Raw genomic sequence first — 24,239 nt, forward strand, 5'->3', positions numbered from 1 at the left:
ATATAGGGGCGAATAATATCAGAAGGTAGTAATTCTTGAAAACCTTTTTTTCAGTTACTTTAAACCCTCAGCGTCATCAAACTGTCACATCCAATACCTATCGTTTAATCTATTTTTATTGCTTATTAATCCTGCTGAGGTTTTTCATGGAGACATCCACCCCTAGCCCTGTGTCCGCTGCGAACGCAAACTCGGCACCGACTGTAGAAAAAACATTGCCGACGGCAATCTCACTGGAGCCAACAGAGATCAGTTTGGATGACAGCTCGCTCTACATTAATCGTGAACTGTCCCAGTTACAGTTTAATATCCGTGTGCTAGAGCAAGCCCTTGATCTCAGTAACCCATTACTTGAACGATTAAAGTTTTTACTCATTTTCTCTAGCAATCTCGATGAGTTTTTTGAGATTCGGGTGGCTAACCTTAAGCAGCAAATCACTTTTTCTAGGGAGCGTGCCGATGCCGATGGCTTGCAACCTCAACAAACGCTACAAAAAATAGCCGATATTGTGCATGAGCAAGTCAACCGCCAATATAAAATATTAAATGACATCCTATTGCCTGAATTGGCAGAACAGAATATTAAGTTTATTCGACGCCGATACTGGACACCTAAAATCAAAGAGTGGGTCAAGCAGTATTTTCACGAAGAAATTGAGCCAGTTATTACCCCCATAGGCCTTGATCCTACTCACCCTTTTCCGCTGTTAGTTAATAAAAGCCTAAACTTTATCGTTGAGTTAGAAGGTGTTGATGCCTTTGGCCGCGATTCTGGTTTAGCGATTATTCCAGCCCCTAGAATTTTACCTAGAATTATCCGCGTGCCTGAAGAGGTTGGTGGCCCAGGCGTTAATCATGTATTTTTATCATCGATGATCCACGCCCATGCCGATGATTTATTCCATGGCATGAGTGTTCGCGGTTGTTATCAATTTCGTTTAACCCGTAATGCTGACCTCTCCCTTGAAGAAGATGTGGATGATCTGGCTCGCGCCCTACGCGGTGAACTGTACTCACGTCGTTTTGGCGACGCGGTACGTTTAGAAGTGGCCGATAACTGTCCATCGCACCTAACTGAGTTTTTACTTAAGCAGTTTAACTTAAATGAAAATGAGTTTTATCAAGTTAATGGCCCTGTTAACTTAACCCGTCTTTTTAGCGTCACTGGGCTAGATTCTCATCCAGAATTACAATTTCCTTCATTTACTCCTAGCACGCCCAAGCCCTTACAAAATAGCGAAAACTTATTTGCAGCAATTAGTAAACAAGATATGTTGCTGTATCACCCCTTTGAATCCTTTACCCCGGTCGTGGATTTACTGCGCCGCGCGGCTAAAGATCCAAATGTGTTAGCCATTAAGCAAACCCTTTATCGCTCCGGTGCTAACTCAGAAATTGTCGATGCTTTAGTTGAAGCAGCACGTAACGGCAAAGAAGTAACAGTCGTCATTGAGCTGCGGGCCCGCTTTGATGAAGAGTCTAACTTAGCCTTAGCCAGCCGCTTACAGGCTGCAGGTGCGGTGGTGATTTATGGTGTGGTCGGTTTTAAAACCCACGCCAAAATGCTGTTTATCTTACGCCGAGAAAATGATGAACTAGTGCGCTACGCGCATTTAGGCACAGGAAACTATCATGCCGGAAATGCTCGGCTCTACACTGACTATAGCTTGCTAACAGCTGATCCTGTTTTATGTGAGGACGTAGCCAAACTCTTCAATCAACTAATTGGTATGGGCAAAACCCTACGTATGACTAAACTCATGCACGCGCCCTTTACCCTTAGAAAAACCTTGCTCGATAATATTCAAAACGAGATCAATCAAGCCGAACAAGGTAAGCCCGCACGCATCGTGATTAAGGTTAACGCGCTAACCGATGCCAAAATGATCAAAGCCCTTTACCGTGCCAGCCAAGCTGGCGTTAAAGTCGATTTAATTGTCCGCGGCATGTGTTGCCTACGCCCAGGAGTTGCAGGGGTATCACACAATATTCAGGTACGCTCTATTATTGGACGCTTCTTAGAGCACAGTAGAGTTTGTTACTTTTTAAACAGTGGCGGTGAAGAAAAACTACTGCTCTCTAGCGCCGACTGGATGGAGCGTAATCTTGATCACCGTGTCGAAACCTGCTTTCCGCTGACGAATAAAAAGCTAGTGGCACGGGTAAAATCCGAGCTAGAAACTTACCTTAGCGATAACACTCACGCTTGGATTTTGCAAAGTGACGGCACTTACCAACTCACGCAACCCGGCCCTGAGTCCACCCTTTGGGCACAAGGTGTAATGCTAGAACAATTAGCCCTGCCGCTACTGGAAGACCTTTAATAGCCTCAAGTAAAAACCCAGCCTAGGCTGGGTTTTTACTACAGAACAGAATTAACTTTCTTTCATGCTACCCGTTTCAGCAAAACGAGTGTGCCAAGAGAAGGCTTTTTCTAGAACGTGTGGAGTTTGACCACCACGCTGTTTTGCCTCTTCAAGATAAGCACGGGTCTGGGCACGATAGTCTGGGTGCATGCAATTTTCGATAATCGCTTCAGCAATCTGCACCGGCGCTAGACCACGCAAATCAGCATAGCCTTGCTCAGTCACAATCACATCCACATCGTGATTGGTGTGGTCCACGTGAGAAACAAAGGGGACGATCGCTGAAATTTTGCCATCTTTGGCCACCGACTGCGTCACAAAGATCGTGATACGGGCGTTACGGGCAAAGTCACCCGAGCCACCGATACCGTTCATCATGTGCGTACCACCCACGTGAGTCGAGTTCACGTTACCGTAAATATCGGCTTCAAGCGCAGTGTTAAACGAAATCACACCTAAACGACGGATCACTTCTGGATGGTTAGAGATCTCTTGCGGGCGGAATACTAGCTTATCTTTATATTTAGCTAAGTCTTGACCCAGTGTTTCTACACGTTTCTTCGATAGAGACAGTGCAGTAGCAGCGGCAAATTTAACTACTCCAGCATCAATTAAATCAAAAATACCGTCTTGTAATACTTCAGAGGCAACAACGATATCTTTAAACTCAGAGTCCTTCATGCCATTGAGTACAGCGTTAGCTACCGAGCCCACACCTGACTGCAAAGGTGCTAACTTTTCGGTTAAACGACCTGCTTTAACTTCTGCACGTAAGAAATCCAGCAGGTTGTCTGCAATTTTTTGAGTTTCCGCATTGGGTTCAAACAAAGGTGATGGAATATCAGGACGGCTAGACAGCACAATACCGCGCACTTTTGCAAGATCGACCGGAATACCAATGGTACCAATGCGCTGGCTAATATCGTAGACCGGAATATCTTTACGCTCACCTGCTGCTTCAGGCACATAGATATCATGAATACCCTCGTACTCTGCAGGCGCTGAAGTATTGAGCTCAATAATTACATGCTTAGCGGTTTGCACAAAGATAGGCGAGTTACCCACCGAACCGGTTGGGATAATCTGCCCCTCTTCAGTAATCGCTGCCGCCTCAATGATGGCGTAATCTACTGGATTTAACACACCCTGACGAATGGCTTCAGCGGTATGGGATAAGTGCTGATCAATATAAAAAGCTTCGCCCTTGTTAATTTTGCCGCGCAGCACTGGGTTACCCTGATAAGGCAGACGCAAATTAATCATGTCAGCTTCAGCCAATGCTTGGTCAGCCGCTGGCCCCATGGACGCACCGGTGTAAAGATTGACTTTAATTTTTTCTTTTTTACCGCGCTCGGCTAACGCCGTAGGAAATTCTTTAGGCTCACCAAATAAGGTAAAGCCACTCATCCCTAAGGTCATACCGTCTTCAATCCAGGAAGCCGCTTCTTCAGCAGTGACCACTTTATCTAAAAACGCTTTATTACGAATATATTTACTTAAATCAACACTCATGACATTACCCCTAAATTAGGTGCTCATACTCGGCACTGACTACTCACTGTGCCCAGTTGTGATATTTGAACCACTGGAAGCCACTGCGCAGTTTTCCTACGCTTATTTACGCTTTTATTCTAAGGGAATTGTCGGACCAAAGTTGCTATACCATGGTCGCAGCGCCAGCCAAATGAAATCAAAACACCTATTTTGCTTACAAAAAAACCGCCTATAGTGAGCACTAGAGGCGGTTCCAATACAACGTAAAACTTACTTTAAGCCTTCAATATAGCTAGCTAAAGCTTCAATATCTTTGTTACTTAATTTTGCGGCGATATCACGCATAATTTCCGCATCGCCGTCATTGACGCGATCACCTTCACGGAAATCGGTTAACTGCTTCACCGTATAAGATGCATGCTGACCCGCAAGACGCGGATATTTAGCTTGATCTAAACCTGATCCATCTGGCGAGTGACAACCAATACAAGCTGGCATGCCATCATCTAATTTACCACCACGGAATAATGCTTCACCGCGCTCAACTAATTTAGGATCGGTCGCGCCACCTGCAATCGTTTGGCTGGCATACCAAGCGGCAATATCAGCTAAGTCTTGATCCGACATAGCATCAAGCATACCGGTCATTTCAACTACAGGGCGTGTGCCTGCTTTGATGTCTTTCATTTGCTTGAGCAAGTACTGTTCACCCTGACCTGCAAGCTTAGGAAAGTTTGGTAACATGCTGTTACCATCCGGGTTATGGCATGCAGAGCACATGGCAATTTTGCCTTGGCCCGCTGTCGCATCACCAGCTGCATGAGCAACACCAGTCACACCAACGGCCAACAGCAGACTCACGAGTAATTTGTTCATCAGCTAATCCAAATACGGCTAAAAATACTGTTCATTTGAACTCATTTGGTCCAGATAAAGGACTCAAAATGGTTTCACCCTATAATTTTTACCGCTCACTATACCAATTTACAGACAAAGTGAAAGGTTATACACGTTTCTATGGCGGGGCATTATATACTGCTTCCCATAAAACGTGAAAGATGTCATTCACAACACTCTTTTAGGCAGAAGATTATCATGTCGTTTAAAAACCCCATTCTTGGCTTAAGTCAACAAGCGAAGTTTCTGATCAGTGCTGCAAAAGTCGATCAATGCCCTGAAGATAACGGCATTGAAGTGGCGTTTGCTGGTCGCTCTAATGCTGGCAAGTCCAGCGCGATTAACGCCCTAACCCACAACAGTTTAGCCCGCACCTCAAAAACCCCTGGCCGCACCCAACTACTTAACTTTTTTAGTCTAGATGAAGCTCGCCGTTTAGTAGATTTACCCGGCTACGGTTACGCCAAAGTACCGCTGCCGCTCAAACAGCATTGGCAACAACACCTTGAAGCCTACTTAAGCAGCCGTGAAAGTTTAGCTGGGATTGTGCTCACCATGGATGTACGTCATCCGCTTACACCCTTTGATACGTTAATGCTGGACTGGGCGACTAGCTGCCAGATGCCGGTGCATATTCTGCTTAGTAAAGCCGATAAGCTAACCTTTGGCGCGGCCAAAACCACGCTATTGACGATCCAGAAAACCATTCGTGAGCGCTGGCATAATGACCTAATCAGCGTACAGCTATTTTCTGCCACTAAGCGTCAAGGTATCGAAGAGGCTCACTTGCTATTAGCCCATTGGTTTGAACTAATCGAGCCAACTGAACCTTAAGCATTAAAAGCTATGGCCTAAATTTAAGTAAAACGCATTCTGATGCTCAGTATTTAAGCCATAGCTAAAGTTAACTGGCCCCAAAGGACTGTCTACAGTTAAGAACAGGCTTAGCGCATTAATGTAACCCGAGTCATAGTGACTGTTTTTAGCACTATCCCACGCACGGCCACGCTCAATGGAAGCGCCCGCATATACGGGAAAACTAAACGGCAAAATATTCTCTCGAGTCAGTCGTCGATAATAAATCAGCCGCCCTAAACTTACATTTTGCCCAGCTAGCGCATTTCTTTGATAACCCGATAAGTTTTGTGCGCCCCCTATTTGATAGCTGGCGTTAATCAACTCATTAGAATCTAACGTACGAGCATAACGCCCACCAATCACCCAGGTATTAGCCCCTAGTGTCAAAGGCTTATTCAAGACAATATCCCATTGTCGGTAACTTTGATCAGAACCCAAACTGGCGCTGTGCTGGCGAAAATTCAGCTGTAGCTCTTCTCCTACCCTAGGAAAATCAACGTTATCTAAGGTATCAAAGGCATAGCTGAGCTGATAATAACCTTCTTTAAAACTGTACTCAGGCAGATCAGGACTACCTACGCGCACATTGGCATCACCCCAACCAGAGCCTAGACCCAGGCGAATTTCACCGTTATTACTAATTTGTCGCCCTACATCTATTCCATAACGAAAGCGATCTAAACGATATTCAGCCAAGGTATGCTTACCCTGCATCTGCTTGATATTACGCAAATTCCATTGCAGCCAAGGTGAAACAAAGTAACGCGAACCGGTATCCAACGGTTGATAAAACTCGCTATATAGCTCTTGCTCGGCTCCTAACTGTAAGCGGGTTAACCATTCTGCACCCAGTCGATTCACGCCATTAATCCGAAAGCTTGCCCCCAGATTAAAGGTACTATCACCGCGTAAGTCATCACTTAAGTTAAGCCCCAACCGCAAGTAATCAGTTCCTGTGCGTTTATGTTCCGCATGAATAACCAATTGTGCTTGTCCTTTTGCTTGATGCTCTAGGCGATACTGCACCTGCTCAAAGTACTCTAGGCCATAGAGTGTATTTAAGTCTTTGCTTAACTGTTCAATATCCAGTGGCTCGTTTACTGCTTGGCGGATATAACTGCGAATCACCGCATCACTGACTTTAGAGCTGTTCTCAATAGTAATCCCAGTAATGCGCAGCGGCCGACTAGGCTTATCCGCCAACCACTGCTGCGAACGATGTGATGCGACGACGGCTAATTGCGGCTGCATCTGCATAGTGGCTTGATAGCCTTGCTCAATCATTTGCGCCGCCTTAGCAAAATCAGTGATACTAAAAGCGCTCATCTCTGGCTGAATCAAAAAATCATTGGCCTGCAAAGTGGCTAACTGCGCCTCTGAGTTGCGTCGAGTTAACAACGCCACCGACTGATTTAATACATTAACCACCGTTTCTAACTGTTCTTTAGTTTGCAGCGGCGAGCCAATATCAACCACTATCACCCGATCTACATTCATCTGACGGGCAATATCTACGGGAATATTATTAGCAATTCCTCCATCAACCAGTAAGCGTCCTTGCCACTCCACGGGCGACAAAATAGCTGGAATCGACATACTAGCGCGCACTGCTAGAGGTAAATGCCCTTCACTAAAAACCACCGCTTCGCCAGTCGCAATATCTGCAGCCACAGCACGAAACGGAATAGGTAATTGATCAAAATGCTCAACTGCACTGTGTTTAGCCAATAGCTTTTCTAACAGTAAGTTCAGGTTTTGCCCTTGCAACACCCCAATAGGTAAACCTAAGCTGCCATCATCTTTAAAGCTAATTTTTTGCTTCACCAAAAAGTCACGATCATCTTGCTTACGTCGATAGGGCTTTAAACGCCGATCGGGAGTATCAGATAAGGCTTCACGCCAATCCAACTCAGTGGCCAGTTGCTCCAACTGCTCAGTGCTATAACCAGACGCATAGAGACTACCCACTACAGCGCCCATGCTGGTTCCCGCAATAGCACTGATTTCTACGCCTTGCTCTTCTAAGGCACGAATCACCCCAATATGTGCCAAGCCACGGGCGGCGCCTCCTGAAAGTACGAGGCCAACGCGCTCTTTACTTTCGCCCATTACTTGCTCCGAACCTAAGAGCAAAGCAAGGACAAACAAAAAGAGACTGCTAAGAAAAGAGCAAAGACGCTGATTCACGGTATTAACCTGTAACTGCTAAAACGACAGAAAATAGTAGTTTATCTCAAAACAAAAAAACCGCCCAAACGGGCGGTCAGACTGCTGACAAACCCCTCGTTCCCATCGAGGGGTTTGTTTTTTATACTGGGCACACATCTGCTGCAGGAGTTGTACAGTGTTACGTGATCGCCCCCAGACCCAGTCCGAACTCGAATTTGTCTGTATTGACGAGCTGGTTCCTTCTGACCATTTACTACGCAAAGTAGATCGTCATATCGATTTCTCGTTTATCCATGATCTGGTCAAAGACTTGTACTGCGCGAACAATGGTCGCCCAGCGCTGGATCCAACTCTACTGTTTAAACTGCTACTTATAGGCTATTTATTCGGTATTCGTAGTGAACGTCAGTTGATCCGTGAGGTTCAGGTCAATGTAGCCTACCGCTGGTTCCTAGGCTTGAACTTGACTGACAAAGTCCCTGATGCCAGCACCCTTAGTCAGAACCGTCGCCGCCGCTTTAATGACTCGGATATCTACCAGCAAATTTTTGATGAAATCGTCTTGCAGGCGATGCAGCGTAAGTTGGTATCCGGCACGGTACTGTATACCGATTCAACCCACCTGAAAGCCAATGCTAACAAGGGGAAATGGGTCAAAGCACACGCCGTTTCAGAACGGCAAGCCTATATGGATAAGTTGGATCAGGCGATCGAGGAGGATCGCCTAGCCCACGGAAAAAAGCCCTTGCCGCCGCCATCGAGCGAACCTCAGGTGCGGGAAATCAAACAAAGTAAGACCGATCCTGAAAGCGGCTTTATGACTCGGGATAACAAGCCCAAAGGCTTCTTTTATCTTGACCATCGTACGGTGGATACCAAAGTCAATATCATTACCGATGTGCATGTCACGGCGGGTAACGTCCACGACGCAGTGCCCTATTTGGCCCGATTGGAACGGCAGACACAGCGTTTTGGCTTTAACATCCAGTATGTTGGCCTGGATGCAGGCTATCACACCACAGCCATCAGCAAGGGGCTGGAAGACAAGGGGGTAAAAGCGGTGTTTGGCTATCGGCGACCAACCCATCGCCAAGGGTACTTGCGTAAACGTGAGTTCATCTATATTGCCGAAACAGACCAGTATGTGTGCCCACAAGGACAGGCTTTGATTTACAGTACAACCAACCGAGAAGGGTATCGCCACTATGTATCTGATCCAGCTGTGTGCCGACAATGCCCGCTGCTGTCACGCTGTACTCAGAACGCCAAACAACAAAAAACGGTCACCCGTCATGTGTGGGAAGGCAGCAGAGAACGGCAGGATGCCAACCGGCTGACGCCTTGGGGCAAGGCGATCTATCAGAGGCGCAAAGAAACAGTAGAGCGAAGCTTTGCCGATGCCAAAGAGCTGCATCAATACCGCTACGCGCGGTATCGTGGTCGTCACAAAGTGCAGGCGCAATGCCTGATGACTGCCGCGGCACAAAACATCAAGAAAATCGCACTATTGGCAGGATAATCCCGCTTTTGTAAACCTCTTGTCCTTATGAGTGCCTGTTTACACGCCTACTTAAGCTCAGATACGCCCAATTTATTTTAAAAAAAATCTTGGGGCAAAGACTTCCGCTCTTTGAACGCTTGTCCCATTTGAGTGCTTATCCCAAAAGAAAAAGCGGCATTGAAGTGCATAAAACAACAAACCCCACCAAAAAGGCGGGGTTTGTCAGCTACCTGACCGCCCAAACGGGCGGTCTTCTTAAAGTGTTACACATCAATGACTATCGTGCACGACGCAGCATACGTCGATTATTATCATTCATTGGCAAAGCAAAGTCAGATACAGCTAATACAGTATTTGTGTTTGGCTGAATCACCTTTAAGTTCACATAGACAAAGTCACGACTTTCAGCATAGGTACCAACAATAACTGCTTGCGCTGAGTGCGAGTTTGCCAAGTCATGAATTTCACGAGTAAGCATCAGCTCACCCTGACCTTGCGCCATATAAACATCGTTACGGAATTTTAGCTCGACCATACGATATCCATGCTGAGTAAAACGCGCGGAAATCTGCTCAGAAACTAAACGCCCTAAAGTAGATGAGCTGTTTAAGTCATCAATATTGGCCAGTGTCGCTATGATCAAAGTATTTCTTGGAGAAATATTAGGCTTAATATGATTAATCAAACGATCTGCAGCAGCATAATTTGTCGGAATAAACTTATCCGAAGCGGCCTGCTCATAAGTAATTTGCGGCGCTGGTTTAACTGTATTAGCGCAACCAGTCACCAAAACAAGTGCACCTAATACAGGAGCTAAAAAACGCATTTTCATCGTATTAGTTCCCCTTCAACTCAAAACGCACTGTTGGTAAAGTAGCCGCATAATTATGCCAATCCGTTTCAGTGGTGTAGTACACATTAGAAACGTTCGCATAATAACGATTGTCATCTGAAACACTGGCAGTAACTACTAACTCAGTTTTAGGCGTAGGGCCTGCTGCATTCTTAGAGTTTAATAAACGGGTGACATCGTAAGCTACTGCACCACCCATCATTGCTGAACCTGGCGAGGAGTTACGATACAGATTACGCAACACCCACAAGCCACCCGCCAACATTGTGGTCTCACCCACTACAGGAGTACGCTTTGAATGCTCTGAAAATCGTACCGGATCCGCTTTTACTTCAACAGTTAAAACGCCACTAGTGTGTGCGTTTTTCATCACAGGGTAACCTGCTGCTATTAACGAACTAATCAACTGCTGGTTAAATGCCGTTTGAAAATGGCTTTGCTGTGCGGTTTGCTTAACATACAACGGCTGTTGTGTGTTTGGCAGTGACTTTAATAGTTCAGCTGCGGTGTCCTCTGCTATCAATTGCCAGTGTGAAGCAGATTGTAATTTATTCTGTCTTTCAGTTTTAAAGTTTGTTGCAACTGGTGCTTCTGAGTAGGGACCGACACATCCAGCTAACAGAATAGAACCTGCAAGCAGAGTGACAATACGCTTATGCATAGTGCTTTCCTTGATCAATGACAGCTTTAATATTGCCGCCCAGTCTAATTTTGCCTCAACCATCACAGTGTATGAGGATCTTGCCTAGCATTATATAAATGAGCTAGACACACAAGCAAGTGAGTATATAACAGTACCCCCTCTGCTTGCATGGCTAATACTATACTCTCTGATTTTTTATAATCTTTGTGAAATTGATCGATGTTTACTAAAAAAATGGCAATCTTAATGTTTACCTGAAAAATTCTCAGGCATAAAAAAACCCACCTAAAAAGGCGGGTTTTAAAAAATGGTGCCGGCACCAAGAGTCGAACTCGGGACCTACTGATTACAAGTCAGTTGCTCTACCGACTGAGCTATACCGGCTAAGTGGCGCACAGTATATAGCGTATTTTTTTTCTGTAAAGCCTTTTGCAATTATTTTTTTTAAAACAGCTTGCAATAAGATATTGCGTGGCGTGAGCGATTCTGAGCAAAAAGTGCTTAAGGCAACTTGATAGCCCGACTCGCTCAAATACAGCGCTAAATCGAGCAGCAGCCACAGCTCAAGTGGCCGCTTAAATAAGCCTTGAACTAACTCTAAATTTCTCACTTGCGCTAAACGCTGCCAGCCTTGCTGCTCTAATGTAAGCCAGTCTGTAGCAGGCTTTACTGCTATCTTTTTTAAGGCAGCTAAGTTCTGGCACCACTCGGCAAAGCTTTGCTTCCACCACTCACGCCCTAAGGTTGGAGTCGATAAATACTGATCAACATCACGTACTTGACGCTGATAAATATCAAAAGCTAAGCGCCAAGCCATCGATTGATCACACTGCGCTGTTTCACGACGGTTCGCGGTTACCGTAGACTGCAAAGGCAATGCTAAATCGGTTTTACTCAGGGCCAGTAGCGAGGCTTTAGCGAGCTTAGATAACGGGCGATACTGCTCAGTAGCCGTGCGATTATAACAACAAGGCACCACCGCTAGCTGAGTTACGGCCTGCCCAATAACTCCTTGAATAAGCTGTCTATGCAAATCACCACAGGCATGCAGGGCAACCGGTAAGGTACCTGATAAAAATTCAACTGCCTCGGGCAGCATAACATCTTGGCACTGATGCTGCCCAGGCAAACCCAGCTTATCAGTCAACTGTTGACCCGCAGCTACCAACTTGGGGTCATACTCTAAACAGCTATACGTCTGATCAGGCCAAGCTAAGTACCGTGCCAAATGCCCTTTGCCCGCACACCAATCTAACCAATATGGCTGCGCTGTAGAATCTATAGGAGTAATGGCCTCGGCTAAGGAGGCAATTTGTTGCCACTTACGCCCAGGTACATCACGACTGAGATAGGCCGGACGGGCAGGCAGTGTGCGTGAACAACTGGCTGGCAGCTGTGTTAACTGCTGACTGAGCAGAGCCAGCTCCGTATAAGGCGCGGGTGCTTCAGTCAACTTAGTAGGATGCGCCTGATAATGCTCAGCATGGGCCAAGCTTTGGCTACGCAACCATACACTTAGCTCGGGCGCTTGGCTTTCCCAGGCTAAGCTACGTGTAGTAAAGGGACGCTCGCGCCAGAAAGATTGCTGCGTCAATAAAAAATTATCTAAAGCAATAAACCAACTCTGCAGCTGCGCCGTGGATAAGTATCGACTGCCCATTTACCGAAGCTTAAGCCGCACGTAAGCTATCAACCCGCAGTTTTTTCTCAATCACGCGAAAAATCTGTACCAAGAAAAAGGACAACAGCAAATAACAAACACCAGCTGCAAAGTACATTTCCAGCGGCATATAGTTTTTCGAGCTCAGAGTACGTGCCATTCCGGTAATTTCGACCAAGGTCACAGTACTGGCTAACGAGCTGGCCTTAAGCATCAGAATCACTTCGTTACTATAAGCTGGCAAACCAATGCGTGCGGCTCTTGGCAAAATGATATGCCACAAGGCTTGGGTTTTACTCATTCCTAGGGCATAGGCCGCTTCTATTTCGCCTTTAGGCACCCCTTTAATCGCGCCGCGGATGATTTCTGAAATGTAGGCTGCTGTATGCAGCGTCATGGCAAAAATTGCGCACCAATAAGGATCACGCAGATAGGGCCATAACGGACCTTTACGCACCGCCTCAAATTGAGATAAACCGTAGTAAACTAGAAACAACTGCAACAGCAGCGGTGTGCCCCGAAAGAAAAACACATAGGTAGAGGGCAGTAAGCGCACATACCAATGCTTTGAAGCCCGCGCTACTCCCACCGGAATCGCTAAAATTAAGCCCACCGTCACCGTAATTGCCACTAGTTCTAGAGTTAACTGTGCACCCTCTAATAATTTAGGTAGCGACTGGTAAATAATTTCCCAATTCATACTGCGCTCCTGGTGTAGCCACGATTAACCCATTTTTCTAAGAGCGCTAGCACGATCATACTCACTACCGTCATCGCCAAATACAGCGCGGCCGCCACCATAAACAAAGTAAAGTGTTGCTTAGTGGCTTGGGCGACTAATTGGGTGGAACGCATAATTTCATTCAAGCCCACCACCGAAACCAGCGCAGTATCCTTCATCAAAATCATAAACAGATTACCCAAACCTGGCAGGGCAATACGCCAAACTTGCGGTAAGGTAATCTGCCAAAAAATACGCACTCGCGACAAACCTAAAGCCAATCCTGCTTCGCGCTGGCCTTTGGGAATTGATAATAAAGCCCCTCGAAACACCTCAGTAGCATAAGCACCAAAGCATAGCGATAAAGCAAACACTCCGGCGGCAAAAGCATTTAGCTCAAGATTTTCAATACCAAATAGCTCACCAGTCTCACGCACCAGATTCACTGTGCCAAAGTAGATTAAAAACACCCACAACAGCTCGGGTACACCACGCACAATGGTCGAATACGCCTCGCCTAACCAGCGCAGAAGCGCCACTGAGGACGTTTTAGCCAATGCCCCTAGTAGCCCAAGTATTAAGCCAAAAACTAAAGACACCATGGCCAACTGCACAGTGAGCCATGCGCCGGCCTCTAGCGCATCTCCAAAGCCTTGTAAATCAATCATGTAATCCGCTTAACCGGGTAAATGCTGAAAAAAGAAAACCCCGCTAGCCTGGGCTAGTAGGGTTTTCATTGACCACAAAATTATTCGTAAATACTAAACGGGAAGTACTTAGCGTTAATTTTCTCGTAGGTGCCGTCGGCTAAAATCTCATCTAAGGCTTTATTTAGACGCTCTTGTAACTGAGTATCGTTCTTGCGTACGGCAATTCCAATTTTATCCGACTGAAATACCGGCTCGCCTTTAAACTCGTAGTCTTTACCCATGTCGCTATTGAGCCAGTCCCAGTTTAATAACTTATCGGCCAAAATAGCGTCAATTCGACCAGCACTTAAATCCAAGTAAGCATTTTCGTTGGTATCGTAGAGGCGCACTTCAACGGTTTTACCAAGATTTTCTTCTAACCAATCACCCGATACAGTCGCACGTTGAGCACCAATCACTTTACCTTTAAGGGCTGCCGTATCGGTTTTAAAATCCTCACTCTTCGGTGCGATAAACTGCAGACTGTTAGTATAGATAGGGTTGGTAAAACCTACTGCTTTTTTGCGCTCTTCAGTGATCGACATTGAGCTGGCTAAAAAATCAAACTTCTTCGCATTTAGCGCTGGAATACTGCCATCCCAGTCCACCAGCACCACATCACACTCAGCCTGCATTTTTTCGCAAAGTGCGTAGGAAATATCCACATCAAAGCCTGTAGCTTTGCCCGACTGATCCAGCATATTAAATGGTGGCATACCGCCTTCAGTACCAATGCGCAGCTTTTCTGCCATAGCAGCGCCACTGGTAAAGACTAAGCTGGCCATAGCAGCAACGAATAAACTGGTTTTTTTCATGTTAGTTTTCCTTATCGATTACTCGACATAAATTCTTGGCAACGTACAGACTGGGGATTATCAAATACCTGATCAGGGGTGCCCTGCTCCTCAACCTGTCCTTGATGTAAAAATACAATTTTATTAGAAACCTGTCGCGCAAAGTTTAGCTCGTGGGTCACCATCAACATGGTCCGCCCCTCTTCTGCGAGGCCACGAATAACGCTTAACACTTCTTGCACCATTTCTGGATCCAGCGCTGAGGTTGGCTCATCTAATAAAATTACTTTCGGTTGCATCGCAAGGGTACGGGCAATGGCTGCCCGCTGCTGCTGTCCACCGGACAACTGATTAGGATAGATATGCCGTTTATCAGCAATCCCTACTTTAGCTAGCAAAGCCTCTGCCACTTCAATGGCCTCAGCTTTAGACTGCCCAAGCACCCGCCGCGGTGCTTCGATAATATTATCCAGCACCGTCATATGCGGCCATAGGTTAAAATTTTGGAACACAAAGCCAATTTGGCTACGCATCCGATTAATTTGCTGAGTATCCGCGGCCACTAACTGTCCCTGCTTATTCGGCTTAAGCTTTAATGCCTCTCCGGAAAAGAAAATCTCGCCTTGGTTAGGATTTTCTAGCAGATTTAAACAACGCAAAAATGTCGATTTACCTGAGCCTGAGGAGCCCAAAATAGAAATTACATCACCATCTTCGGCGGTCAACGAAACGCCACGCAACACTTCTAAATCGCCATAGCTTTTATGCAAGTTGCGAACATCTAAAGCGAGCTTTTTATTCGGCTGCAGACTCAAAACACAATTCTCTGTAAGGGGCGACTACGCGCCTATTCGATGAAGTTAAGGCCCTAGGATAAACAGAGCCTTAGGCGACCTGCCCGCTCTTAGCAGGCAGTGCGCAGCAATAATAGATAATTAATAGCCGCGCATTTTATCATGAGTTCAGCCAGCTTATGAACCTTTCAGCTGTTTTCAGCCTAAAACGTAGGTTTCAGCGCTGCTGTAATTTACCAGTTCCATCAGCAACTGATCTTGTGCGGCGAGCTTGCCGACCCCGGCGGGTGTTCCGGTCAAAATCACATCGCCAGGCAAGAGTCTAAAATGCCCTGCCATGTGCTGAATCAGTGGCACAATCGGATTGAGCATATCGGCACTGCTGCCTTCTTGCTTGACCTCACCGTTAATGGTTAAGCGCACGCCTAGCTGATTAATATCTTTAACTACGCCGCGATGTATAAAAGGCGCTAGCACACAGGCACCATCAAAGGATTTAGCTAGCTCCCACGGTAAGCCTTTGGCTTTTAACCCATCTTGTACTTCACGCAGGGTTAAATCTAAAGCCGGCGCAAAGCCAGAAATTGCATCAATGACTTCTTCTTCACTGGGCTTAGTGGACAGCGGCTTGCCAATAATCACGGCGATTTCAATTTCATAATGCACCGCACCGCGATTTTGCGGAATTGCAAAGCCACCCTCACTAGACACCACACAGCTGCCTGGTTTGATAAACAATAACGGCTCAGTCGGCACTGGGTTATTCAGCTCTTTGGCATGCTCGGCATAGTTGCGGCCTACACATACGACTTTACCCACTGGAAAATGAATACGAGTGCCATCGGTATATTTATGCTGATAATTCATTTGCTTCACCTAGCTTCGATTGATTCATCAGTTCGCATCTGGCGCAAAAATTTTGCCAGGGTTCATAATGCCATTAGGATCAAACACCGCTTTAACCGCTTGCATAAGCTGAATTTCAGCCGCGCTACGACTGTAGTGCAAGTAATCACGCTTAGTCATACCCACCCCATGCTCGGCTGAAATCGAGCCATTGTATTTTTCAACGGTCTCAAACACCCACTGATTGACCGTGGCACACTTGGCAAAGAACTCATCTTTTTCCATGACATCAGGCTTTAAGATATTTAAGTGCAAATTGCCATCGCCAATGTGCCCAAACCACACCACTTCAAAGTCTGGGTAGTTTTGCTCCACAATTTGATCAATGTCTTTTAGGAAAGCAGGCACTTGGCTCACTGTCACAGAGATATCATTTTTGTAAGGTGTCCAGTGGGCGATGGTTTCGGAAATGTACTCCCGCAGTTTCCAAAGATTTTCCAGCTGCTGCTCACTCTGACTCATAACACCGTCTAATACCCAGCCTTGCTCAACACAGTGCTCAAAGGTAGCTAATGCTTGTTCAGCTACTTCTTCACTCACCGCCTCAAACTCAAGCAGCGCGTAAAATGGGCATTCAGTAGCAAAAGGTGCAGGCACATCGCCACGGGCCAATACTTTATCTAAGGCTTTATCCGAGAAAAACTCAAAAGCCGTCAGATCCAACTTGCTTTGGAACGCGTGTAACACCGGCATGATCGAATCAAAATCTGGGGCACCTAACACCATTGCGGTTAAGTTTTTTGGCGCACGATCAAGGCGCATAGTGGCCTCGACTACAAAACCCAAGGTCCCTTCTGCACCAATAAAGAGTTGGCGTAGATCGTAGCCAGTCGCATTTTTAATTAAGTCTTTATTGAGCTCTAAAATCTCACCGCTACCGGTAACTACTTTTAAGCCTGCCACCCAATTGCGGGTCATCCCGTAACGAATGACTTTGATGCCGCCCGCATTGGTCCCAATATTGCCGCCAATCTGGCTAGAGCCCGCGGAGGCAAAGTCAACCGGATAGTACAAGCCTTGTTCCTCGGCAAATTCTTGCAGCTGCTGCGTGACAACACCAGCTTGGCATACGGCAGTACGGTCAAACTCATTAAACGACAAGATTTTATTCATATTGTCGAACGAAACCACCACCTCACCATTGGCCGCAACCGCAGCCGCTGATAATCCGGTTCGCCCACCTGAAGGGACTAAGCTAATCTGGTACTCATTCGCCCACCGTACAATGGCTTGCACTTGTTCAATGGTACGCGGAAAAACAATCGCGCTCGGCGCTGGCGCAAAGTGTTTAGTCCAGTCTTTACCATAGGCTTCAAGGGAGCTAACGTCTGTCAGCACTTTACCGTCATCAACAATTTGCTTAAGCTCTTCAATTAGGGCTGGATCAATCATTTTGCTGTTCTCACTTTATTCATGGCTAGCCTGAACACACTTCATGTTAACAGTAGGCTGTTTTCTTTGCGGCTTATGCTAGCATATACCGCATCCCGCTAGTCGCGCTTTTCGCCGATTCCCGGGCCGGCCTTTTTGCCGATCCGGTCAGTTCTCACTGTCCGCTATCGAATTTCACTTGGGACAAGGTTTACGCAGATGAGCAAAACATCGCTTGATAAAAGCAAAATCCGCATTCTTTTATTAGAAGGCGTGCACCAGAATGCCATTGATACCTTTAATGCAGCTGGTTACGAAAACATTGAGTACATTACTGGTGCACTACCAGAAGATGAACTTAAAGAAAAAATTGCCGATGCTCACTTTGTGGGTATTCGCTCTCGCACTCAACTGACTGAAGAAGTCTTTGCCTGCGCGAAAAAGTTAGTAGCCGTTGGTTGCTTCTGTATCGGTACCAACCAAGTTGACTTAAACGCAGCACGTGAGCGTGGTATTGCGGTGTTTAACGCCCCTTACTCGAACACTCGTTCGGTGGCTGAGTTAGTGTTAGCTGAAGCCATCATGCTGCTACGCGGCGTGCCTGAAAAAAGCGCGGTGTGTCACCGTGGCGGCTGGATGAAAAGTGCAGCGGGTTCTTATGAAATCCGTGGCAAAAAATTAGGGATTATTGGTTACGGCTCAATTGGCACTCAGCTCTCAGTATTAGCTGAAGCCTTAGGCATGCAAGTGTACTACTACGATGTAGTGGCTAAGCTGCCGCTAGGTAATGCCAAGCAGGTGAACGACCTCTACGAGCTACTGGCCATGAGCGATATCGTCTCCCTACACGTACCAGAACTGCCATCTACGCAGTGGATGATTGGTGAGAAAGAAATCCGCGCTATGAAAAAAGGCGGTATTTTACTCAACGCGGCGCGCGGTACAGTAGTGGTGATTGAAGCCTTAGCTGCAGCGATTAAAGATAAGCACCTAGCTGGTGCGGCAATTGACGTATTCCCAGTTGAGCCACGTGCTAACGGCGAAGAGTTTGAAAGCCCACTGCGCGGTTTTGACAACGTGATTTTAACTCCGCACGTTGGCGGCTCAACCCAAGAAGCGCAAGCTAACATCGGCCTTGAAGTTGCAGAAAAGCTGGTTAAGTATAGCGATAACGGTACTTCTGTTTCTTCAGTTAACTTCCCAGAAATGGCGCTACCTTCTCACCCAGGTAAGCACCGCATTCTGCACATTCACAAAAACATCCCTGGCATGATGAGTGCAATCAACAAAGTATTTGCTGATAACAACATCAATGTCTCCGGCCAGTTCCTACAAACCAACGACTCCGTGGGTTATGTAGTGATTGATGTAGACGCTGCAGACTCGGCAACCGTTTATGAGAAGCTCAACGAAATCGACGGCACTATGCGTTGCCGCGTACTCTTCTCTTAAGTGTGACTGGCTAGCAACTACGGTTACTAGCCCAGCCAAACAAAAAGCGCCCGTTTGATTACTCAGCGGGCGCTTTTTTATTGACTGAACAATCCAGATTAGAACGGAATATCGTCGTCAAAGTTGTCGTAATCGGGTGCAGGTTGAGCTACTGGCGCTGGTTGCGGGGCTGGAGCTTGCTGCTGTTGCATTGGCTGGGACTGCTGAGGTGCAGGTTGTCCGCCATACTGCTGTTGCCCCATAGGCTGCTGCGGTGCTTGGTTGCCATAGTTTTGCTGGCCACCGTAGTTTTGCCCCTGATTGGCTTGCCCTTGATAATTTGCGCTTTGGTCGTAACCGCCACCCATTTCATTACTGCCGCGACTATCGAGCATCTGCATTTGCCCGTTAATATCGACTACGATTTCAGTAGTGTAGCGCTTAATTCCATCTTTTTCCCACTCACGGGTTTGCAGTTTACCTTCCACATACAGCTTAGAGCCTTTACGCACGTACTGACCAACCACTTCAGCCAGTCGACCAAAAAATACGATACGGTGCCATTCGGTTTTTTCTTGCTGTTGACCCGTTTGTTTATCGCGCCAGCTTTCACTGGTGGCTAAAGTAATGTTAGCGACCGCATTACCATTTGGCATATAACGTACATCTGGATCGCCGCCCACGTTACCCACTAAAATAACTTTGTTTACTCCACGAGACATATTTGCGCTCCACTTTTACTCTGAGAAAGCCACAGGTACGAGGCTTTCTAATTGTGTTCGATTAATAACTTTGGCATCAAACTTAATATAAACTGCCGCTTCTTCTGCCACTATAACAGCTTCACCGACCCCTTCTTGTGCTGTAATGCGCGCCAGCCACTCTGTTTGGGTAACGGCGTCTGGCTGAATTGTCATGCGGGTGCTGGTGACATAGGGCGGCTCTTGCATAAACCAAGCGCTAATCCACCAAATGGCTAGCAGTACCGCACAACCGGCAAACACCGCAGTTCCTTCTCCCACACTAAATAACCAACCACCTAAAATTCCACCCAAAGCTGCGCCTAAAAACTGCGTAGTTGAGTACACGCCCATAGCGGTACCCTTATTGCTGGCGGGCGCGATCTTACTAATTAAAGAAGGCATCGAAGCCTCAAGCAAATTAAATGCGGTAAAAAACACAATAATGCCGCCAATTAATAAGGCTAGATTATGGGCAACGGTTAAAAAGTACAGTTCAGCTAACAGCAAAAATAAAATCGCCCCTTGTAGCGTGCGCTTCATTTTTCGTTGTTTTTCACTGTAAATGATAAAAGGAATCATACCGAAAAAGCCAATGCTCATGGCAATTAAATACACCCACCAATGCTGCTCTTTGGGCAGTGCCCCAATCGATTGCAGACTTAACGGTAAAGCAATAAAACTGGCCATTAACACGGCATGCAGGACAAAAATCCCCAGATTCATGCGCAACAGTTCAGGATTGGACACTACTTGTTTTAACTGACTGAGCGTCACCCCCGACTCACGACTCATCAGCTGACGCTTAGGTCGAGGCACTAAAGATTTGATTAGCACGATGCCCAGTATCGCCATCAGCGCGGTAAACCAGAATAAACCCGCTAGCCCCATCCAACCGGTAATGAACGGGCCAATCACCATCGCCACTGCAAAGGAAAAGCCAATACTCACGCCGATCACGCCCATTACTTTAGTGCGATGTTGCTCACGGGTTAAATCCGATAACAAGGCCATCACCGCGGCAGAAATAGCCCCAGCGCCCTGCAACACTCTGCCTGCAATTACCCCGTAAATACTGTCTGACACTGCCGCTAAAGCGCTGCCTAAGGCAAACAACACCAGCCCAAAGTAAATCACCGGAAAACGCCCTAAACGATCAGAGGCAATGCCAAAGGGTACTTGTAAAAAGGCCTGGGTGAGCCCATATGCTCCTATAGCCACGCCAATTAATAAGGGTGTGGCGTTGGCTAAGTCTGTGCCGTAGGTTGCCAGAACTGGCAACACCATGAACATTCCCAGCATTCGAAAGGCATACACCAGAGATAAGCTTCCTGCTGCACGCCATTCCTGCTGGTTCATTTTATCGTCGTTATTATTACGCATGCTGCCCCCTAAAAAATCACGGCTGATTCTAGCAGGGCTGCGCCTTTGTCGCAGCCTTGACAAAAACCGTATAATGAATGCTTTTTAGCCCGCCGCGCGAGGCACTATTGTGAATGAGATTTTGATCCGTGGGGCTCGTACCCACAACCTGAAAAATGTTGATCTAACCCTTCCCCGCGACAAATTAATTGTCATCACGGGCTTATCGGGTTCGGGAAAATCCTCGTTAGCCTTCGATACCTTATATGCCGAAGGTCAGCGCCGTTATGTCGAGTCATTGTCGGCCTATGCTCGGCAATTTTTATCGATGATGGAAAAGCCCGATGTCGACACAATTGAAGGATTATCGCCGGCTATTTCAATTGAGCAAAAATCCACTTCACATAACCCGCGCTCCACCGTCGGTACTATTACTGAGATTTACGATTACCTGCGCTTACTCTATGCCCGGGCCGGTGTTCCCCATTGCCCCACCCACGGCGCACCGTTAGAAGCTCAAACCGTTAGCCAGATGGTCGACCAAGTAATGGCACTGCCCGAGGGCAGTAAATTAATGCTGTTAGCGCCGCTGATTCGTGAGCGTAAAGGTGAACACTTAGCCGTACTGGAAACCTTACGCGCCCAAGGCTTCGTCCGTGCCCGCATTGATAAGGTGCTGTATGAGTTAGATGACGTTCCAGCGCTAGACAAGCAGAAAAAACACAGCATTGAAGTAGTAATTGATCGCTTTAAAGTACGCGCTGATATGCAGCAACGCTTAGCCGAATCCTTTGAAACAGCGATTAATCTAACCGACGGCTTAGCCTTAATTGCTTCAATGGACGATGAGCAAGCCACCGATATGGTGTTCTCTGCTCGCTTTGCTTGCCCGCACTGTGGCTACTCGATTAGCGAACTAGAACCCAAACTGTTTTCGTTTAATAACCCAGCCGGCGCCTGCCCAAGCTGCGATGGCTTAGGGGTCAAGCAGTTTTTTGATATTAAGCGCTTAGTTAATCCTGAGCTCACCTTAGGTGAGGGTGCGATTCGCGGTTGGGATCGCCGCAATGCCTATTATTTTCAGATGCTACGCTCATTAGCCAATCACTATCACTTTGATTTAGATACGCCCTTTGGCCAATTAAACGATACGGTGCAGCAACTGATTTTGCATGGCACCGGCGAAGAGTCGATCAACTTTCTCTACCTCAATGATCGGGGCGATACCGTTAAACGCTCACACCCCTTTGAAGGAATTGTGCCCAATCTTGAGCGGCGCTATCACGAAACCGAATCCAACAGTGTTCGCGAAGACTTAGCCAAATACCTCAGCACCCAAGCTTGTCCTTCGTGTAAAGGTTCACGCCTACAAGAAGCCGCGCGCAATGTGTGGGTCGGGGAAAAAACCTTACCCGAAATCACTCGGATGCCGGTAGGCGATGCCTGTGAATACTTTAGTCAACTCACGCTGCCGGGGCGGCGCGGTGAAATCGCTGATAAAATTCTTAAAGAAATCTGCGCCCGCTTGCAGTTCTTAGTCAATGTGGGACTGGATTATCTGACCCTAGATCGCAGTGCCGACACCCTTTCTGGCGGTGAAGCGCAGCGGATTCGCTTAGCCAGCCAAATTGGTGCAGGTTTGGTTGGTGTTATGTACGTACTAGACGAGCCTTCCATTGGTTTGCACCAGCGTGATAACGAACGCCTACTAGAAACCTTGATTCATTTACGCAACCTGGGCAATACCGTGATTGTGGTCGAACACGACGAAGATGCCATTCGTTTGGCCGATTACGTGGTGGATATTGGCCCAGGTGCAGGCGTACATGGCGGCAATATTGTGGCTGAAGGTACGCCCCAGCAAGTGATGGATAACCCCCAATCACTGACTGGCCAATACTTATCTGGCAAAAAACAAATCACTTACCCAGAACAACGCACCCCCGTTGATCCCAAAAAACTGCTCAAACTATCCGGAGCCAGCGGTAACAACCTACAAAACGTTGATTTAGAAATCCCAGTCGGGTTACTCACCTGTATTACGGGTGTCTCTGGCTCGGGTAAATCAACCTTGATTAATAATACTCTGTATCCAATTACCGCAACCGCCCTGAACGGCGCAACCACCTTAGAAGTGGCGCCCTATGCTGAATTTACGGGCTTAGAGTTGCTGGATAAAGTGGTGGATATTGACCAAAGCCCGATTGGCCGTACGCCACGCTCTAACCCTGCCACCTACACCGGTATCTTTACGCCAGTGCGTGAACTGTTCGCCGGAGTGCCTGAGTCCCGAGCGCGCGGTTATACGCCAGGGCGTTTCTCGTTTAACGTCAAAGGGGGACGCTGTGAAGCCTGTCAGGGCGATGGAGTGATTAAAGTTGAAATGCACTTCTTACCCGATATTTATGTGCCCTGTGATGTATGTAAAGGTAAACGCTATAACCGCGAAACCTTAGATATTCGCTACAAAGGCAAAACCATCGACGAAGTGCTAAACATGACCATTGAAGAAGCCAGAGAATTCTTCGATGCCGTACCAGCTCTTGCTCGTAAGTTACAAACCCTGATCGATGTAGGCTTGTCCTATATTCGCTTAGGCCAAAGTGCTACTACACTGTCAGGCGGTGAAGCGCAGCGGGTGAAATTATCCCGTGAGCTCTCTAAGCGTGATACGGGAAAAACCCTATATATCCTTGATGAACCTACTACTGGCCTGCACTTTGCAGATATTCAGCAACTACTGGATGTACTGCATCGCTTGCGTGACCGTGGCAATACCGTGGTAGTGATTGAACACAACCTAGATGTGATTAAAACCGCCGACTGGTTAGTAGACTTAGGCCCTGAAGGTGGCTTTAGAGGGGGACAAATCATCGCCACCGGTACCCCAGAAACGGTTGCCGCCAACCCTGTTTCGCATACCGGTCGTTTCTTGAAACCCCTGCTGTAACCCAGCAGTTATTGCCAACCACAAAAAATGCCGATGGTAA

Annotated in this window: 19 protein-coding genes and 1 tRNA gene; 5 read left to right on the top strand and 15 right to left on the bottom strand. The window is 47.0% G+C overall.

All coding sequences use genetic code 11. From position 1 onward, the window contains the following. The first annotated feature begins 146 nt into the window (after nucleotides 1-146). The gene (gene ppk1, locus AC2T15_RS10410) at nucleotides 147-2,324 is read left to right on the top strand and encodes a polyphosphate kinase 1 (RefSeq protein WP_486778241.1); all 2,178 of its coding nucleotides are present in this window, start codon (nucleotides 147-149) and stop codon (nucleotides 2,322-2,324) included. 51 nt (nucleotides 2,325-2,375) lie between these two features. Here ppk1 and scpC read toward each other — a convergent pair whose 3' ends face one another. Both scpC and AC2T15_RS10420 read right to left on the bottom strand, forming a co-directional pair. Continuing rightward, entirely contained in the window at nucleotides 2,376-3,878 is a 1,503-nt protein-coding gene (gene scpC, locus AC2T15_RS10415; RefSeq protein ID WP_486778242.1) for a succinyl-CoA:acetate CoA-transferase ScpC, read from the bottom strand. A gap of 252 nt (nucleotides 3,879-4,130) precedes the next feature. Further along, entirely contained in the window at nucleotides 4,131-4,736 is a 606-nt protein-coding gene (locus AC2T15_RS10420; protein ID WP_053100550.1) for a c-type cytochrome, read from the bottom strand. A 219-nt stretch (nucleotides 4,737-4,955) separates the two neighbouring features. Between AC2T15_RS10420 and yihA the strand changes: the two genes are divergently transcribed. Continuing rightward, nucleotides 4,956-5,591: a ribosome biogenesis GTP-binding protein YihA/YsxC gene (gene yihA / locus AC2T15_RS10425; protein WP_486778243.1), complete on the top strand. Its 636-nt coding sequence runs from the start codon at nucleotides 4,956-4,958 to the stop codon at nucleotides 5,589-5,591. 3 nt (nucleotides 5,592-5,594) lie between these two features. Here yihA and AC2T15_RS10430 read toward each other — a convergent pair whose 3' ends face one another. Next, on the bottom strand, nucleotides 5,595-7,724 hold the full coding sequence (locus AC2T15_RS10430; protein ID WP_486778244.1) for a patatin-like phospholipase family protein: 2,130 nt from the start codon (nucleotides 7,722-7,724) through the stop codon (nucleotides 5,595-5,597). A gap of 235 nt (nucleotides 7,725-7,959) precedes the next feature. Here AC2T15_RS10430 and AC2T15_RS10435 point away from each other — a divergent pair, with 235 nt between their 5' ends. After that, nucleotides 7,960-9,303, top strand: a complete 1,344-nt coding sequence (locus tag AC2T15_RS10435; protein ID WP_486778245.1) for an IS1182 family transposase — start codon at nucleotides 7,960-7,962, stop codon at nucleotides 9,301-9,303. 259 nt (nucleotides 9,304-9,562) lie between these two features. On the opposite strand, the gene AC2T15_RS10440 is transcribed toward AC2T15_RS10435, so the two are convergent. The 10 genes from AC2T15_RS10440 to AC2T15_RS10485 form a co-directional block, all read right to left on the bottom strand. Continuing rightward, nucleotides 9,563-10,117, bottom strand: coding sequence for a FlgO family outer membrane protein (locus AC2T15_RS10440; RefSeq protein WP_286593347.1), 555 nt, complete (start codon nucleotides 10,115-10,117; stop codon nucleotides 9,563-9,565). Between the two features lie 4 nt (nucleotides 10,118-10,121). Next, nucleotides 10,122-10,799, bottom strand: coding sequence for a hypothetical protein (locus tag AC2T15_RS10445; protein ID WP_286593348.1), 678 nt, complete (start codon nucleotides 10,797-10,799; stop codon nucleotides 10,122-10,124). 290 nt (nucleotides 10,800-11,089) lie between these two features. Further along, a tRNA-Thr gene (locus AC2T15_RS10450) sits at nucleotides 11,090-11,165 on the bottom strand. Next, the gene (locus tag AC2T15_RS10455; protein WP_486779042.1) at nucleotides 11,128-12,441 is read right to left on the bottom strand and encodes a methyltransferase; all 1,314 of its coding nucleotides are present in this window, start codon (nucleotides 12,439-12,441) and stop codon (nucleotides 11,128-11,130) included. Before AC2T15_RS10455 ends, AC2T15_RS10450 begins: the two co-directional genes overlap by 38 nt. A 10-nt stretch (nucleotides 12,442-12,451) precedes the next feature. Then, entirely contained in the window at nucleotides 12,452-13,141 is a 690-nt protein-coding gene (locus AC2T15_RS10460; RefSeq protein WP_053103010.1) for an ABC transporter permease, read from the bottom strand. Further along, on the bottom strand, nucleotides 13,138-13,830 hold the full coding sequence (locus tag AC2T15_RS10465; protein ID WP_053100555.1) for an ABC transporter permease: 693 nt from the start codon (nucleotides 13,828-13,830) through the stop codon (nucleotides 13,138-13,140). Before AC2T15_RS10465 ends, AC2T15_RS10460 begins: the two co-directional genes overlap by 4 nt. A gap of 80 nt (nucleotides 13,831-13,910) precedes the next feature. Then, nucleotides 13,911-14,666, bottom strand: a complete 756-nt coding sequence (locus tag AC2T15_RS10470) for an ABC transporter substrate-binding protein (RefSeq protein WP_286593374.1) — start codon at nucleotides 14,664-14,666, stop codon at nucleotides 13,911-13,913. An 11-nt stretch (nucleotides 14,667-14,677) separates the two neighbouring features. Beyond that, nucleotides 14,678-15,454: an ABC transporter ATP-binding protein gene (locus AC2T15_RS10475; protein WP_053101913.1), complete on the bottom strand. Its 777-nt coding sequence runs from the start codon at nucleotides 15,452-15,454 to the stop codon at nucleotides 14,678-14,680. Between the two features lie 183 nt (nucleotides 15,455-15,637). After that, entirely contained in the window at nucleotides 15,638-16,306 is a 669-nt protein-coding gene (locus tag AC2T15_RS10480) for a fumarylacetoacetate hydrolase family protein (protein WP_053104874.1), read from the bottom strand. Nucleotides 16,307-16,333: 27 nt separating this feature from the next. Continuing rightward, nucleotides 16,334-17,737 (bottom strand): FAD-binding oxidoreductase, encoded by a 1,404-nt coding sequence (locus tag AC2T15_RS10485; RefSeq protein ID WP_486778246.1) that lies wholly within the window; start codon nucleotides 17,735-17,737, stop codon nucleotides 16,334-16,336. A gap of 198 nt (nucleotides 17,738-17,935) precedes the next feature. On the opposite strand from AC2T15_RS10485, the gene serA reads away from it, so the two are divergent. Further along, complete coding sequence (gene serA / locus AC2T15_RS10490) at nucleotides 17,936-19,168, top strand: phosphoglycerate dehydrogenase (RefSeq protein ID WP_053100559.1); 1,233 nt, start codon at nucleotides 17,936-17,938, stop codon at nucleotides 19,166-19,168. Between the two features lie 98 nt (nucleotides 19,169-19,266). On the opposite strand, the gene ssb is transcribed toward serA, so the two are convergent. Next, nucleotides 19,267-19,869: a single-stranded DNA-binding protein gene (ssb, locus tag AC2T15_RS10495; RefSeq protein ID WP_053103014.1), complete on the bottom strand. Its 603-nt coding sequence runs from the start codon at nucleotides 19,867-19,869 to the stop codon at nucleotides 19,267-19,269. A 15-nt stretch (nucleotides 19,870-19,884) separates the two neighbouring features. After that, nucleotides 19,885-21,270 (bottom strand): MFS transporter, encoded by a 1,386-nt coding sequence (locus AC2T15_RS10500; RefSeq protein WP_486778247.1) that lies wholly within the window; start codon nucleotides 21,268-21,270, stop codon nucleotides 19,885-19,887. A gap of 109 nt (nucleotides 21,271-21,379) precedes the next feature. Between AC2T15_RS10500 and uvrA the strand changes: the two genes are divergently transcribed. Beyond that, nucleotides 21,380-24,199: an excinuclease ABC subunit UvrA gene (uvrA, locus tag AC2T15_RS10505; protein WP_286593387.1), complete on the top strand. Its 2,820-nt coding sequence runs from the start codon at nucleotides 21,380-21,382 to the stop codon at nucleotides 24,197-24,199. Nucleotides 24,200-24,239: the final 40 nt, after the last annotated feature.

It is taken from the genome of Thiopseudomonas sp. SA1F2-1K (assembly GCF_057443035.1).